The sequence below is a fragment of the Roseinatronobacter thiooxidans genome (genome assembly GCF_001870675.1).
GTDB classification, from domain to species: Bacteria; Pseudomonadota; Alphaproteobacteria; order Rhodobacterales; family Rhodobacteraceae; genus Roseinatronobacter; species Roseinatronobacter thiooxidans.
Window position 1 is genome coordinate 1 of record NZ_MEHT01000029.1, and the last position, 14,227, is coordinate 14,227.

10 protein-coding genes and 2 pseudogenes are annotated in these 14,227 nt (G+C 57.7%); 2 read left to right on the forward strand and 10 right to left on the reverse strand.

Going from position 1 to position 14,227, the window contains the following annotated elements:
* Window positions 1-1,233: pseudogene (gene istA, locus BG455_RS11720) on the reverse strand (IS21 family transposase); the annotation flags it as partial.
* Between the two features lie 51 nt (window positions 1,234-1,284).
* Between istA and BG455_RS11725 the strand changes: the two are divergent.
* Both BG455_RS11725 and BG455_RS11730 read left to right on the forward strand, forming a co-directional pair.
* Window positions 1,285-1,743: a hypothetical protein gene (locus BG455_RS11725; RefSeq protein WP_245735540.1), complete on the forward strand. Its 459-nt coding sequence runs from the start codon at window positions 1,285-1,287 to the stop codon at window positions 1,741-1,743.
* Window positions 1,744-1,780: 37 nt separating this feature from the next.
* Window positions 1,781-2,278, forward strand: a complete 498-nt coding sequence (locus BG455_RS11730) for a DUF3489 domain-containing protein (protein WP_071470200.1) — start codon at window positions 1,781-1,783, stop codon at window positions 2,276-2,278.
* An 82-nt stretch (window positions 2,279-2,360) separates the two neighbouring features.
* Here the strand turns inward: BG455_RS11730 and BG455_RS11735 are convergent, their stop codons facing one another.
* From BG455_RS11735 to BG455_RS11775, 9 genes and pseudogenes are all read right to left on the reverse strand, one after another.
* Window positions 2,361-3,245, reverse strand: a complete 885-nt coding sequence (locus tag BG455_RS11735) for a GIY-YIG nuclease family protein (protein ID WP_071470201.1) — start codon at window positions 3,243-3,245, stop codon at window positions 2,361-2,363.
* A gap of 140 nt (window positions 3,246-3,385) precedes the next feature.
* Complete coding sequence (locus tag BG455_RS11740; RefSeq protein WP_071470202.1) at window positions 3,386-3,601, reverse strand: DUF7220 family protein; 216 nt, start codon at window positions 3,599-3,601, stop codon at window positions 3,386-3,388.
* A complete protein-coding gene (locus tag BG455_RS11745) occupies window positions 3,598-4,974 on the reverse strand; it encodes a site-specific DNA-methyltransferase (protein ID WP_071470203.1) in 1,377 nt (458 codons plus the stop codon). The genes BG455_RS11740 and BG455_RS11745 overlap by 4 nt, the downstream gene beginning before the upstream one ends.
* Window positions 4,971-6,232, reverse strand: a pseudogene (locus BG455_RS11750) (site-specific DNA-methyltransferase). The gene BG455_RS11745 and the pseudogene BG455_RS11750 overlap by 4 nt, the downstream one beginning before the upstream one ends.
* Before the next feature lie 498 nt (window positions 6,233-6,730).
* Window positions 6,731-8,344 (reverse strand): type I restriction-modification system subunit M, encoded by a 1,614-nt coding sequence (locus BG455_RS11755; RefSeq protein WP_071470204.1) that lies wholly within the window; start codon window positions 8,342-8,344, stop codon window positions 6,731-6,733.
* A complete protein-coding gene (locus BG455_RS11760) occupies window positions 8,341-9,426 on the reverse strand; it encodes an AAA family ATPase (RefSeq protein WP_071470205.1) in 1,086 nt (361 codons plus the stop codon). Before BG455_RS11760 ends, BG455_RS11755 begins: the two co-directional genes overlap by 4 nt.
* On the reverse strand, window positions 9,423-10,748 hold the full coding sequence (locus BG455_RS11765) for a restriction endonuclease subunit S (RefSeq protein WP_071470206.1): 1,326 nt from the start codon (window positions 10,746-10,748) through the stop codon (window positions 9,423-9,425). Before BG455_RS11765 ends, BG455_RS11760 begins: the two co-directional genes overlap by 4 nt.
* Complete coding sequence (locus tag BG455_RS11770; protein ID WP_071470207.1) at window positions 10,745-13,714, reverse strand: type I restriction endonuclease subunit R; 2,970 nt, start codon at window positions 13,712-13,714, stop codon at window positions 10,745-10,747. The genes BG455_RS11765 and BG455_RS11770 overlap by 4 nt, the downstream gene beginning before the upstream one ends.
* Window positions 13,715-13,848: 134 nt before the next feature.
* Window positions 13,849-14,208 carry an RES family NAD+ phosphorylase gene (locus tag BG455_RS11775; RefSeq protein WP_281243912.1) on the reverse strand — a complete coding sequence of 120 codons (360 nt, stop codon included), beginning with the start codon at window positions 14,206-14,208 and terminating at the stop codon, window positions 13,849-13,851.
* Window positions 14,209-14,227 lie beyond the last annotated feature (19 nt).

The following is a 14,227-nucleotide window of genomic DNA, read 5'->3' on the forward strand; positions in this document are numbered from 1 at the left end:
CTCATGCGTGCAAATCACGTGGCCCTCGGCCACAACCACCAGCCGCTCAGGGTAAATGCGCAGGCTCACAGGACGGTTCGCAAAGCTGGCAGGCACCGAATAACGCGTGCGGTCAAAGTTGATCAGGCAGGTCGGCGAGACGCGCTTTCGTTCCTCGACAAAGCCATCGAACATTGTGGGGAGCGCCATCAGCGCAGGCTTCTCGGCCTCCCACACATCGGCGATGCTTCCAGGCAACCTGCCATGGGCTGTCTCTGCCCACAGCAGCTTGCAGCGCTCTTCCAGCCAAGCATTCAGCGCATCCAGATCCGGAAAGGCCGGCATCAGCTGCCACATGCGTCGTGCTGGAAGCACGCCTCTGGCGTGATGGCGCGCGTCGCGGACATTCTTCTCGACCTGTCCCTGCGCCAGCGGGCTTGAACCGGTGGCGCCACACTGGCGCAGTCCCACCCCGCGGCGGGATTACAAAATTCGGGATCGAAGACATAATGGCTGGTCATTGCCGTGAACCGCGCATTTACATCGCGCTTCTTGCCAAGTCCGACCTTGTCGACGGCGGTCTTCGTTCGGCGTCGCCCATCGGGCTCGAACCGATGGCGCCTCAATGGGCAACCCTCGGACCCATGGCGGCCAAGCCTCACTGTCGTAGATCCCGCGCCCCGGGACGCCTTCGAAGACGCGAAAGGCATGCCAATGAGCATCGAACAGCATCTCATGCGTTTGCAGCAGATAGGCCCGAACCAGAAACGCGCGGCTGTGCGAGAGCTTGATATGCGCCACTTGCAGCTTGATCCGCTCGCCACCGACATAGGCCCAATCTTCGCTCCAATCGAACTGGAACGCCTCGCCTGGTGCGAACACCAGCGGCACGAAAGTTCCCCGATCCGTCGTGTGATACGCGCGCTGGCGCTCGCCTTTCCATTCACGAACGAAGGCCGCAACACGCTCGTAGGAACCGTCATATCCCAGCTTCACCAGATCGGCGTGCATCAGTTTCGCCGTTCGGCGTTCCTTGCGTGACTTGCGCTGATCAGTCGTCAGCCATGCCGCCAGCTGCGTGGCATATGGGTCAAGCTTGCTGGGACGATCCGGCGTCTGAAACGCAGGCTCGACAATCCCCTCCCGCAGATACTTCTTGATCGTGTTACGCGATATGCCCGTGCGCCGTGCGATCTCGCGAATGGGCATCTTGTCTCGCAGCGCCCATGTCCTGATAACCTTCAAAAATCCCATGTCGATCACTCCATATGCTCCCAGCTGGTTCAAGCCGGAGCAAGGTTGCACATGGGTCAATTCTCAGTGACAATTTTGGCGGTTGCCGGGTCAGTTCTCAGTGACAATCAACACACGCCTGCCATCCTGCCCAGCCGCAACACTGATCACGGATTTTTCGGCACCCTGACCACCTGCCCGGAACGCGACCGGCGCAGCGTGGAGGTCTGGGCGCTGGCCTCGACCCTGATCGCCAAGGCCATCCGCGCCACCACCGAGGAAGACATGATCGGCATCCGCGACTTTCTGGACAGCCGCATGGGGCGCCATTTCGCCGATGATGTCGTCGGCAACATGGTGGGCTGCAAGATCGACAGCGAGACCGCGATCAAGTCAGCGATCCGCCGCTGGCAGGACTGGCGCATCAGCCGCCAGCTTGAGCGCGACGAGGGCATCCCCGAAGGCCTGCCATATCTGACGGGCTGGGTGCAGCATTTCGCCATCGCGGCAAACATGGCTGAAAGCGACTGACGCAACCCCGCAATCCTCATCACGACAGGAGGCGCAGATGCCCAAACTCACCGACACCCAGACCATCATCCTCAGCCGCGCGGCCACCCGTCCCGGCCATCTGGCCATGCCGCTGCCCGAGGGGCTGCACGGCGCGGCGGCCAAGGTGGCCGTCAATCGCATGATCACCAACGGCTGGCTCGAAGAGGTCGATGCCGACATGCGCCGCGGCGAGCCGCTCTGGCGCGAGACCGGTGATGGTCACGGCACGACGCTGATCGCCACGGAAGCCGGGCTGGCGGCCATCGGGATCGAGCCCGTGGCGGCCAGCGATACGCCGAAACCCGTCGCCATCCGCGCGGGTACCAAGCAGGCGCAGGTCATCGCGCTGCTGCAGCGGCCCGAGGGGGCGTCCATCGCTGAAATCGTCGCGGCGACGGGCTGGTTGGCGCATTCAGCGCGAGGCCTGATCTCGGGCGGGCTCAAGAAGAAGCTGGGGCTTCAGATCACGACCCAAAAAGAGCAAGGGCGCGGGTCGGTGTATCGGATGGGGTGACGGTGAAAAGAGTCCTGAGCAGACGGTCGCCTAGTTTTTTGTTCTGAAGGCGCCGCTTCAGCTCCGGCCTTGTGATCCGCAGTCATCTAGTTTTCGGAGTAAGCGAAATCGTCCGCTGAGGACTACCCCGAAGCACCGTGATATTGGCATTGTCATCGATGCGAATGACCAAGAAGTTGCCGCGCTGCCAAAATCCTTTGCAATGATCAACGATTGCTGAGACATTCTTATAGATGAGTGGGCTCAGATCCTGTGTCCCATCCAAGGATCTGCGTGGAACGATCTCCCATCTTGTTTCAGATTCTTGGTTCCACTTGTCGATCATTACCGCGGTTCTGCTGATTCCATTTATGCAGCCGATAGCTATTGCATCTTCAAGAGCACGATATGCGGCTGAAACATTCCAAAACTGGCAGGTGGCTTCTATATAAAGGTTTGGATCGTCATCGGGATACCTTTGGCGCCGAGCGGCTACACCTTTGTTAATATTGAAAACGAAAATTGGCCGCTTCATCAGAAAAGATGGTAAGCTTGAAAGATCGAGATTGGGCGCACACCAAGCGCGCAATTCTGTGCGCGATTTCATCCCGCTCTCGGCTGATCCATGGCCTGATTGCTTGTTCGTCAATGGAACGCGCATTTCGCGTAGCATATCAATCAGTGCGCCCTCAACTAGAAGCGCCTCGTTGTCATTTTCGAGGCCAGAGCGGACGATCTTCCACGGAACATCGCCAGATGTTTCCCATATCTGTTGAATCTTGGCTATCTTTTTTCGTTCTTTGCCTTGGTTTCTGCGCGCCTCATCGAAATGGTCGAAAATCCGACGATTTCCGAGTCCTGCCCGACCGCCTCCCTTGCCCACATAGAACGGGTGGCCAGTTGTCGGATCAAAAAGCGCATACACATAGTGGCCCAGTTCTTTAGCAACTAAATCGTCGAATAACTCTGCGTCCGTCGCATTTTTCATGCTTTCAATTTCCCAATGGACCCCACTAGCAGATCATGCGGTCAGAAAAGGCTGCGAGAAAGCAAACACGAGAGGTGTCGTGCGTCAAGGTGTCGTTCTCTGGAGCGACTGTTTGCTCGGTAATACATATGAGCCACAGGTTACCGCTTGCTGACCGCCTCGAACAGCCTGCGCAGCGCATAGCTGCGCACCAAGGACATCCCCACGAATACTGCGCTCAGCGCAAGATTGTCACGAATGCTGGGGTGCAGGCCGAACCATGGGAACACCACGATCTGCGTGACGACCGCCAGCGCGTAGCCCACGACGACATTGGTGATGGCCTCGAGCAGCGACATGCGGCGCGACTGCGTCATGCGCGTTTCCTCGACCGACGCGGGGGCTTCTGCGCTTCCTCCTCCTTGACGATGCGGTTGGCAATCCGCCCCGTCGCCAACTCCCATCGCCGCACGGCGACGTCGCAATAGACGGGGTCCAGTTCCACTGCGAAACAGCGCCGCCCGGTGCGTTCCGCAGCGATCAGCTGGGTGCCAGAGCCACAAAACGGCTCAAAAATAAGATCGCCGGGATCGGTGAAGGCCTCCAGCACCGCCTCGACCAGCGCCACAGGGAACACGGCCGGGTGCGATCCGGCCGCACCCAGCCCGCCCTTGTGGCGCATGATCCGGAAAACGCTGTCGGGGATGCGGTGGCTCTGGATCGCGTTGCCGAAACCGGTCTTGCGATGGACCGTGCCGTCCGCCCCGCGCAGACCACCGCCGCCGAGGGTTTCGCCCGCGTGCTTGGACGGGACGGTCTTGTGAGGTTTGCGGGGCGCGCGATTGAAATGGAAGATGAACTCATGCGACGGCGCAAGCCGCCCGTTCCAGTCGCAGGGCAGGCCGGGCCCCTGGTCCCAGACATACCAGCCGAAGCGCCGCCAGCCCTGCGCGCGCATCCAGTTGAGCCAGCCGTCCCAATACGGGATCCACTCGCTGTCACGATGGACAAGGCCGAGGTTCACCAGCAGTTGGACATCGGCAATGACGGGCGCCGCGGCGAACACGCCCTGCATCAGCGCATCCCAATCCCCAACCTTTTCCTTCGCTGCGCCATAGTTGCGCTGCTGGGCATAGGGTGGGGATGTGAACATCCGCGACGCCTGCGCCCCGTCCATCAGCCTCGCCACCACGACCGGGTCGGTCGCATCGCCGCAGATCAGGCGATGGTCGCCCAGCGCCCAGATGTCGCCGGGCGTTGTGATCGGTTCCGCCGGGGGCTCGGGGATTGCATCGGCAGTTTCATTGTCAATCGGCGCGCGATTGTCATCGGCATCGTTGAGCAGGGCGTCGAGCTCATCCTCGGGGATGCCGATCAGCCCGAGGTCAAAATCCTCAGCCAGCAGACCCCGCAGCTCCTCGACGAGCAGGGCGTCATCCCATCCCCCCAGTTCGGTCAGCCGGTTGTCGGCGATCCGATAGGCCCGCCGCTGTGCCTCGGTCAGATGGTCCAGCACGATGACCGGTGCCTCGGCGAGCCCGAGCTGGGCTGCGGCCAGGACGCGGCCATGGCCTGCGATCAGCTCGCCGTCGGCCGCGACGAGGCAGGGAACGGTCCAGCCGAACTCGGCCATGCTGGCGGCGATCCTTGCCACCTGGTTGGCGTCATGGGTCTTGGCATTGCGCGCATAGGGCTTGAGGCGATCCAGCGGCCAGAACGCGATCTGGCTCGGGCGCAGATGCGTCGTCATGCTGCCAGCCGTTTGGATTTCAGAGCGGTGAAAGTCTCGCCGGTCTCAGCCAGCACGGCCTCTTGACCGGTGAAGGACTGCCAGCGCTCGATGGCGACATCGACATAGGCCGGGTTCAACTCGACGCCGAGGCAGACCCGGCCGGTGGTTTCGGCCGCGATCAGCGTTGTACCGGATCCCATGAAGGGTTCAAACACCGCCTGGCCGAGGCTCGAGTTGTTCAGGATCGGCCGCCGCATGCATTCGACAGGTTTCTGCGTGCCGTGCACGGTGTCCGCGTCCTGATCGCGATTGGCGATCTGCCACAGCGTGGTCTGCTTGCGGTCGCCCGCCCAATGGCCCTTGCCCTTGGCGCGCACGGCATACCAGCAGGGTTCGTGCTGCCAGTGATAATCGCCACGGCTGAGCACCAGCCGGTCCTTGGCCCAGATGATCTGTGACCGGATCGCGAAGCCCGCGGCCACCAGATGTCGGCCACGGTCGCAGCGTGCAGCGCGCCATGCCAGACATAGGCCACATCGCTGGGAAACAGCGCCCATGCCTCGCGCCAGTCGGCGCGGTCGTCGTTCAGAACCTTTCCTGTGCGTTTGGTCTTGGCCGTACCCGCCTGGTTGCGCCAGGACGGGTCGTACTCCACGCCATAGGGCGGGTCTGTGACCATCAACAGCGGGCGGACATCGCCCAGAAGCCGTCCGACCACATCGGCCGAGGTGCTGTCGCCGCAAATCAGACGGTGCGACCCCAGCTGCCAGAGGTCGCCCGGCACCGATACCGGCGTAACCGGCAGCTCTGGAACATCGTCCTCGCCCTCGACCGGGCCATCGCCGCCCAGCGCCTCGGGATCCCGCAACAGCGCATCGAGATCATCGTCGCTGATGCCAAGCAACGTCAGGTCGAAATCCTCGGCCAGCAGTCCCGCGATCTCGTCGCGCAACATCGCCTCGTCCCATTCGCCCAGCTCGGTCAGCTTGTTGTCGGCGATGCGGTAGGCCCGGCGTTCTGCCTCGTCGAGATGGCTGAGCCGGATCACCGGCACCTCGGTCAGCCCGAGCATGGTCGCGGCCAGCACCCGGCCATGGCCTGCGATCAATTCGCCATCGTCGGCCACCATGCAGGGCACGGTCCAGCCGAACTTGGCCATGCTGGCGGCGATCTTTGCCACTTGGTCGTCGCCATGCATCTTGGCATTGCGGGCATAGGGGCGTAGCCGGTCGATCGGCCAAGTCTCGATCTGGCTCGGCGCAAAGACGAGGTCCATGGGGCAGGGCTCGGGATATGGGGAGGGAAAATGCAAAACGCCCGAGAGGAATATCCTCCGGGCGCAACTCTTCGATGATCAAGGGATAGGTCAAGGGGGCTAGAAAAGTCAAACCATTTTTCGGCCTGGAATCAATGCCTTCCGGCAAGGCGCGGTGCCGGTGGCTTTCCGAAGTGGCTTTGGTGGCCACTGGATTCCGCTGGGTGGATTCCTTGGATTCCAGCCGGAATCCACCTTAGCCAGCGGTGTGGACCCGTAAGCTTCTGATATTGAGTCAGAATTTTCGGCACGGCCAACGGGGTGGATTCCAAGTGGATTCCCCGATGAAAAGGCCAGACGCTGGAAAACTTGCGCGCTCAGCCCCCCCGTATACAGATCGCGCCCGGGAGGAACCATGCCGGGGGGGGCTATAGGCTAGATGTCACATCCTGGCTGGTAACCTGAATTTGCCCATCTTAAAAATCCTGCAGCGTCACCTTGCACCGCCATGCGGCAACTTCAAGGAAGTATTGGCAAGCCAAGTTCGGTTAGAAACTTGTTGTGCTGGTTCTTAGCCGTGGTGATTTTCCCTTCTATTTCTCTCAATCGAGTACTTGTCTGAATAAGGTCGATGTCTTTTTCAGCTTCGGCAATACTGACATACCGGGCGATATTCAGATTGAAGCCTTTTTCAGCGATCTCATCCATTTCAACCCGCCGAGAGTAGCGGTCTTCTTCCTTCCGGAACTGATAAGTTTCAACAATATCTCGGATGTGCTCAGGTGACAGTTGGTTCTGGCGCTTGCCCTTCTTGAACCGATCCGGCCCCGTGGCATTGATGAACAAGACATCGTCGAATTTCTTGCACTTCTTCAGCACCAGAATGCAGACGGGGATACCTGTCGAAAAGAACAGGTTTGCAGGCAAACCGATGACTGTGTCGATATGGCCGTCCTTCAGGAGTTTGGTCCTGATCCGTTCCTCTGCCCCGCCTCTGAACAAAACGCCATGCGGCAGGATGATCGCCATGGTGCCTTCGTCTTTCAGGTAGTGAAAGCCATGAAGGAGAAACGCAAAATCGGCGGCGGACTTTGGTGCGAGGCCATAGTTCTTGAACCGTGCATCCTCACCCAGGGCCTCTGAGGGGTCCCAGCGATAGCTAAACGGCGGATTTGCTACCACGGCATCGAAGCGCGGCATCTTGGCGGGGTTCGCTTCCCTTAGCATATCCCAGTCATTTGTCAGCGTGTCGCCATGGAAAATCTCGAACTCGGTATCCTTGACCCCGTGAAGCAGCATGTTCATCCGGGCTAGGTTGTAGGTCGTGATGTTCCGTTCTTGGCCGTAGATTTTGCCAATGCCGCGTGGCCCGAGTTGGTTACGCACGTTCAACAAAAGGGACCCCGAGCCGCAAGCGAAGTCGAACACACTGTCGATGTGATCCTTCTTGCCAAGCGCGGGGTCCTGGCTGTCGAGGGCAACGATTTCTGACAGGATGCTGGAGACCTGCTGGGGCGTGTAAAATTCGCCGGCCTTCTTGCCCGACCCGGCAGCGAATTCGCCGATCAGGTATTCATAGGCATCGCCCAAGGTGTCGTTGTCGGTCGAGAACCCGACCAGCCCTTTGGCTATCTCCTTGATGATGCTGCACAGCTTGGTGTTGCGCTCGGTGTATCCCTTGCCCAGCTTTTCCGAGTCCAGATTGATCTCGGAGAACAGCCCGTCGAAGGTGCTGGAGAATGACTCGTTCTCGATGAACTTGAAGCCAGCCTTCAGCGTGGTCAGTAGATCATTGTGCCCCACCCGCGCCATTTCCGCGATACTGGCCCAAAGGTGCTCAGGCTTGATTACATAGTGGGTCTTGCGGCGCATCAGCGCTTCGAAGGCTGCCACGTCGCCTTCATTCTGTTCGTACCAGACGGCCAGAGGCGTGCGGCGATCATCCTTCTCCAACCCAGGATAGTCGCGCCCAAGCTCGCGCTCTGCGGCTGCCTCGTAGTTGTCGGACAGGTAGCGTAGGAAGAGGAAGGACAGCATATAATCGCGGAAATCGTCCGCGTTCATCGCGCCGCGCAGGGTGTTGGCAATGCTCCAGAGGGTCTTGCCCAATTCTTGCTGTTCTTGATCGGTCATTGGGCTGGCTCTTTCTGCTTGATGATCTCCGGCAGCTCGAAGCGATATCGTTCGAGGAACGCCTTGAAGATGTCTTTGAACAGGTCTTTGTTATCGCCCACCATTTCGCGCGGCTCATAGATCGAGTACTTGCCGTGGCTCAGCAGGTTCAGGGCGCGTGAGTAAAGGGCTTCGTCGTCGATCCCGTGGATGCAGGCCGAGAAATCCTTGTATCCGAAGAACGTGGCGGTTTTCTCAAGGATGCTGCGCATCATGTTGAAATGGTGCGTGTAGAGCTGGTCGCTTTCGACGGCCATCTGCAATTCGCTCAGCATGGCGACATGGTGGAAGAACGGTGTCTCGTCGGTGCCGCGCAGGGTATGCAGCTCGACCCCCTGGGGCCGGTGGTAGAAATAAGCCTTGTGTTTGACCCTCTTCATCTCGTTCCACATGACGTTGAAGAACAGGCTGTGGTGGGTCGATACCACCGCTTTCGCCCGGTCCTTCCCGGACCTCAGCAACTGGGCCAGATCACTGGCGACAGCAATCGCGTTGTTGTCGTCGAGGGACGAGATCGGATCATCGACATAGATGTGCTTCACCCACTTATAAGCTTCGTGATTGTCGAGGACGAGCTGACAGATCGCCAGAAAGACGCACCAGATGAAGATGTTCTGCTCGCCGCGCGAAACCTTGATGTTCTCGGTCGCATCGCGGTAGAAAATCACGCGCCAGTTTTCATAGTCGATCCGAAAGTTGAAGCTGGCATAGCGTTCGAGAAAGCTGAAAATCCGCTCTTCCAGGTCGAGCGACTGGAAATCCTCGAAGAAGGCGGAGGCGCTGTTGATGATAAGATAGCGGTTTTCGTCGCCGTCCAGATCGTTGTCCCAGACAAACAGGTCTTCGGTGAAGGCGTTGAAATAGAGCGTGTCGCGCTCGCCTTTTTTCTTGGCCATATCCTTGAAGGCCATCGACAGACGGGTCTTGCCCGTGCCGTTATATGCAAAGAGCAGGACGAAGCTGTGATCATTCAGATCGTCCCGAATGCGGGTGACGAGCTTGTCGATGGATTTGTACTCATAGAGCTTGGGCTTGTTTGTCATCCGTCCACCTCATCGAGGACGGGGAAGAGCTGTTGCAGCAAGCCCAGTTTGTGATTTAGCAGTGCTCCAATTTCCTCAGCCTGCGCCCTCACCAAATCAGCTATACTTGACAGCGTTTGTGCAATTTTTTGCTGCTCAGCCAGTGGGAACTGATCGTCACCCATTGGGGGAAGCGGAACAAGGAGTTCGGAAATCTGGGTGCTGTTAATTCCTGGCTGAGCTCCCCTGCCTGAAACTTCTGCTACCCAAGTCCAATAGTCCGGTGAGCTTAGGAAGTGGGTCAAATACGAGTGATCCACGGATTCTGAATTAGGCCTTATGCGGATGAGATAGCCAGCATGGACCATCGTGCCATCCTCTTCACGATAGGCATATGACTTTCCGACGCTCGCACCTGTCCGCGCGAGTACAATATCCCCTACCTGCAAGTAGCTGTCGTCAGATATTGATGCGGCCACAGAGACTTTCCCGCTTTCGATAAACTGACCATCTTCCGAAATGTCAGTAATTCGGAGAAAGATTGGCAGACCATCTTCATAAGGTATCGACGAAGCGTTGATTCCATAGTCAGGGCGGACATAGAGAAGCTCTTCGAGGGGGCGAAATCGCCAGTTTCCAGCGTTTTCGAATTCCGAAAAGCGCACCTTGGGAGCGGTCTCGCCCGCGGCGGGGAAAAGCTGCTGCATCAGCCCTTGCTTGTGGTCCTTGAGCGCGTCGAGCTTTTCGGTTTCCGCCTCGATCAGGGCGTTAATCGTGGCGAGGCATTCGGCGATCCGCTCCTGCTCCTCAAATTGGGGCGGGAATGGAAGCTGGACGCCGTAGAATTGGCCAGCGTTCAGGTTGAGCAAACCGTTGCTGCGTGCCCCACTGGTGATGTGCGCCGCCAACTGCCGACCGTGCGTGTTCCGGTCAAACAGTCCCTTGAGAAACGTGGGTTCATAGCCGTCTTTGAGTTTGAAGCATATGAACGCACTGGACGCCGCAACCTCGTCGAATTCATGAAGCTGGCATACATAGCCTTGCGGAAAACTTTTTGAGTTCCCCTTGTTATAGGCGAAATCACCTCGCCGCAGGTAAGTGTAGTTCTTGTATTGCTCGCCGGAAATATCACGCCCGAACTTGTCGGCTTGCGGCACAAACCCGACGCCAGCGGTGATACTGACGGGCGTGATTTTGTGTTCCGCAACCTTTTCTTTGATGGGTTCAGAAATCTCGCCGATGGTCTTGGTGTGCCAAGCGCCATCTTCCCCGAACTCTGGAAACCGGACTTTTGGTCTGAGGTGAGGTTGATCGTTCCCGTTCATTTCATCAGCTCGACTCATTGCTCATACGCCCCAAGACCGGCAATCTCACGCCCGTGGGCGCGCTTCTGCAACAGTGGGATCAGGTCTTCCATCAAGGCCAGTTCTTTCTGTGTCCGCGCTTTCCAGCCTAGATCTAGCGGGGCCAGAAGGTCGCTCAGCGCCTCACCGTCAAAGATCATCCGCCGCAGGATGGCATCGACAAACGTCTGCAAGGCGGCGACATCCAGCGCGTGCTTGTCCGCGATGGCCGCCAGCGCCTTGGCGTTCTTCTCGGCCCTGAACTTCTCGAACCCGTCGCGGATTGCCTTTTCGTTCAGGCCTTCGCCCACGGTCAGCGTGTCGATGTAAGCGGCGATCTCTTCGCGGTCATCGAGGAATTTAGCATCCGACTGGATCAGCCCGATCAGCTGCGCGCGCGTCATCTTCTGCTTGCCCGGCTGCTGCTGCGAATAGTCGGCGATCAGGCCCATGATGTAGTCATAGTCAATCACTGCCGAAGCGAAGAGCACGAATTCGAAGTCGAGCTGATCGACATCCTCGGGGGTCTTGTCCGCCCCCTTGTCCTGCTGGCCCTTCAGACGCTGCGCGGTGTCCAGATAGACGCCCCGGAAGCCCTGAAGGTGTTCCTTGGGCATGACCTCTTCGATGGTCGCTTTGTCCTCAGGCGACAGGTCGGTGTATTGGTCGATCTGGGTGTTCAGCCGCTGGACCTCTTTGAAGAGGTTGATGAACTGGCTACGCGCCGCATCGCCCTTGAGGTTGGCAACCTCCTCCGGCGCACAGGTCAGGCCCTGCGACTGCATGAAGTCATCAAGGGTCTTCACCGCCGTCTTCAGCTTGTCGATGGCAACCGGCGCGGTATCGGCCAGCCAGATTTCCTTGGGCGGCCTGCTGGATTCGCCTGAAAACATTGTGATGGCTTTGTTAACGGCGTCTTGTTGCTGGCGGAAATCAAGGATGTTGCCGTATGGCTTTGTGTCATTCAGCACGCGGTTGGTACGCGAGAAGGCCTGGATCAGATTGTGGTGCTTAAGGTTTTTGTCGACGTAAAGGGTGTTCAAATACTTCGAGTCAAAGCCCGTGAGCAGCATATCGACGACAATGGTGATGTCGATCTTGTGCTTGTGGGCCAAGTCCTGGTTCGGAAACTGCTGGTCTTTGATCCGCTTCTGAACATCCTGATAATACAGGTCGAATTCGTTGATGCTGTGATTGGCCCCGAATTGGCCGTTGTAATCCGCGATGATGGCCTTCAACGCTTCCTTCTTCTTATTCGGCTCGACAGCGTTGTCGGCCTTTTCTTGGGGCAGGTCTTCTTGCAACTGCTTGACGTCCTTGCTGCCCTCCGCAGGAGGCGAGAACACGGCAGCGACGTTCAGCGGCACGAAATCGGGATCAGCGGCTAGGCGTTCCGCCTGGATGGCCTTGAACAATTCGTGGTACTCGATGGCGTCATTGATCGAGGCTGTAGCCAGAACCGCGTTGAAGCGCCGGTTCGCCGTTACCGCGTCATGCTTTTCAAGGATCGTTTCCACGACCTTGCGCTTCTGCACCGTGTCACCAGCTGCCTTCGCGCCCTTCCCATCTGGCTTGAAGTAGTCGACGTGGAAGCGAAGGACGTTCCGATCTTCAATGGCGTGGGTGATCGTGTAGGCGTGCAGCTGTTGCTGAAAAATGTCATCGGTCGTGACATAGGAGGCCTGTTCGCCGTCTATCTGCTGATACGACGCGTTTTCATCGAAAATTGGCGTTCCGGTGAAACCAAAGAGTTGAGCATTGGGGAAGAACTCTTTGATCGCGCGATGATTTTCACCAAATTGGGAGCGATGGCACTCGTCAAAAATGAAGACGACGCGTTTGTCGCTGAGGGGTGCGAGGCGCTCATTGTAGTTCTTCTTGTTCGTACCATCCAGAGCCAGGCCCAGCTTCTGGATTGTCGTTACGATCACTTTGTCCGCGATGTCGTCGGAGAGCAGCCGACGGACAAGGGTCTCCGTGTTGGTGTTTTCCTCAACACAGCCCTCTTGAAAGCGGTTGAACTCCTCGCGCGTCTGCCGGTCGAGGTCTTTTCGGTCCACCACGAACAAACATTTCTCAATATCGGGATTGTCCTTCAAGAGCGTCGATGCCTTGAACGACGTCAGAGTCTTACCACTGCCGGTCGTGTGCCAGATGTACCCGTTTCCGCAGTTCTGCTGGATGCAATCGACAATCGCCTTGACGGCGTAGATTTGGTACGGGCGCATCATCAGGAGCTTTTGCTCACTCGCGACCAAAACCATGTATCGGCTGATCATCTGCCCCAGAGTGCATTTCGCCAAGAATTTCTCGGCAAACTGATCGAGGTGCGTGATCTTCCTATTATCTTCACTGGCGTACTGATAGAGCGGCAGAAAGCGTTCATCCGCGTTGAAGCTGAAATGGCGGCTATTGTTGTTCGCAAAATACCAGGTATCGCTACGGTTGCTGACAACAAACAGCTGGAGAAAGCACAGCAAAGTTTTCCCATAGCCATTCCCAGGATCATTTTTGTAATCGACGATCTGCTGCATCGCACGACGCGGACTGATCGTGAGCTTTTTAAGTTCAATTTGTACCACCGGAACGCCATTAATTAAAAGAATCGCGTCATACCGATGATGGCTATTTTCAGTGTTTATGCGAAGTTGATTGATAACCTCAAAATGGTTTTTGCACCAGTCTTTGGTATTGACTAATGTATAGTCTAGTGGTGTTCCGTCGTCTCGTTCCAAGGTATTTTTTTCCCTTAGAAATCGAGCTGCGGTGTATACATCAGGAGTAATGATTTTCTCCAATAGCCGTGAAAACTCAGTGTCCGTTAAGGAGACACGATTCAATTGATTGAAGTGCTCTCGAAAGTTCTCCTTCAAGCCTTTTATATCACGAATATCGCTACGATATTCATACTTTAATTTCTGTAGTTTCAATATGAAATCTTGCTCAATGCTTGACTCCGCAGCCATTGTCGCCCCACTTAGATAGCTTGATTTGCTCTTGTTCGAGCCATTCTTGCCATAGTGATAGCACGTGTTGGCGGGGGGTGCAGTACGTTTTGAGGCTCGATCGTCGGCGCGCTTCGACTGAAGTTGCAACGGTGTTACGACACCTGCCAGACCTCGCCGTCCTCCAGTCGCTTGACGTAATCCACGGTCGTCCCGTTCCAGTGATACGCAAAATGCCTGCCCTGCGTCGGGATCGGGATCACATCAGGCCAGAACACCGCGATGCAATTCCCGCGGGGGTAGCGGACGCTGGGCCAGGTGATCCCGTTCGACCCTGCCGCGCGCCGTTCGGCGCCGAAAATCTGCGAGGGCCGGTAGTCATCGGGATCGAGCAGATCGGCGCGACCGCTTGCATCGTCCAGATCGGCATCGATGGACCCGATCAGCTCGCGGAACTGCGAGGTCCAGCCGGGGGCCTCGTTCGTCGCGCGCATGAAGCGGGCGTGGTGGTGGATACCTCACCGGGATTCCCTG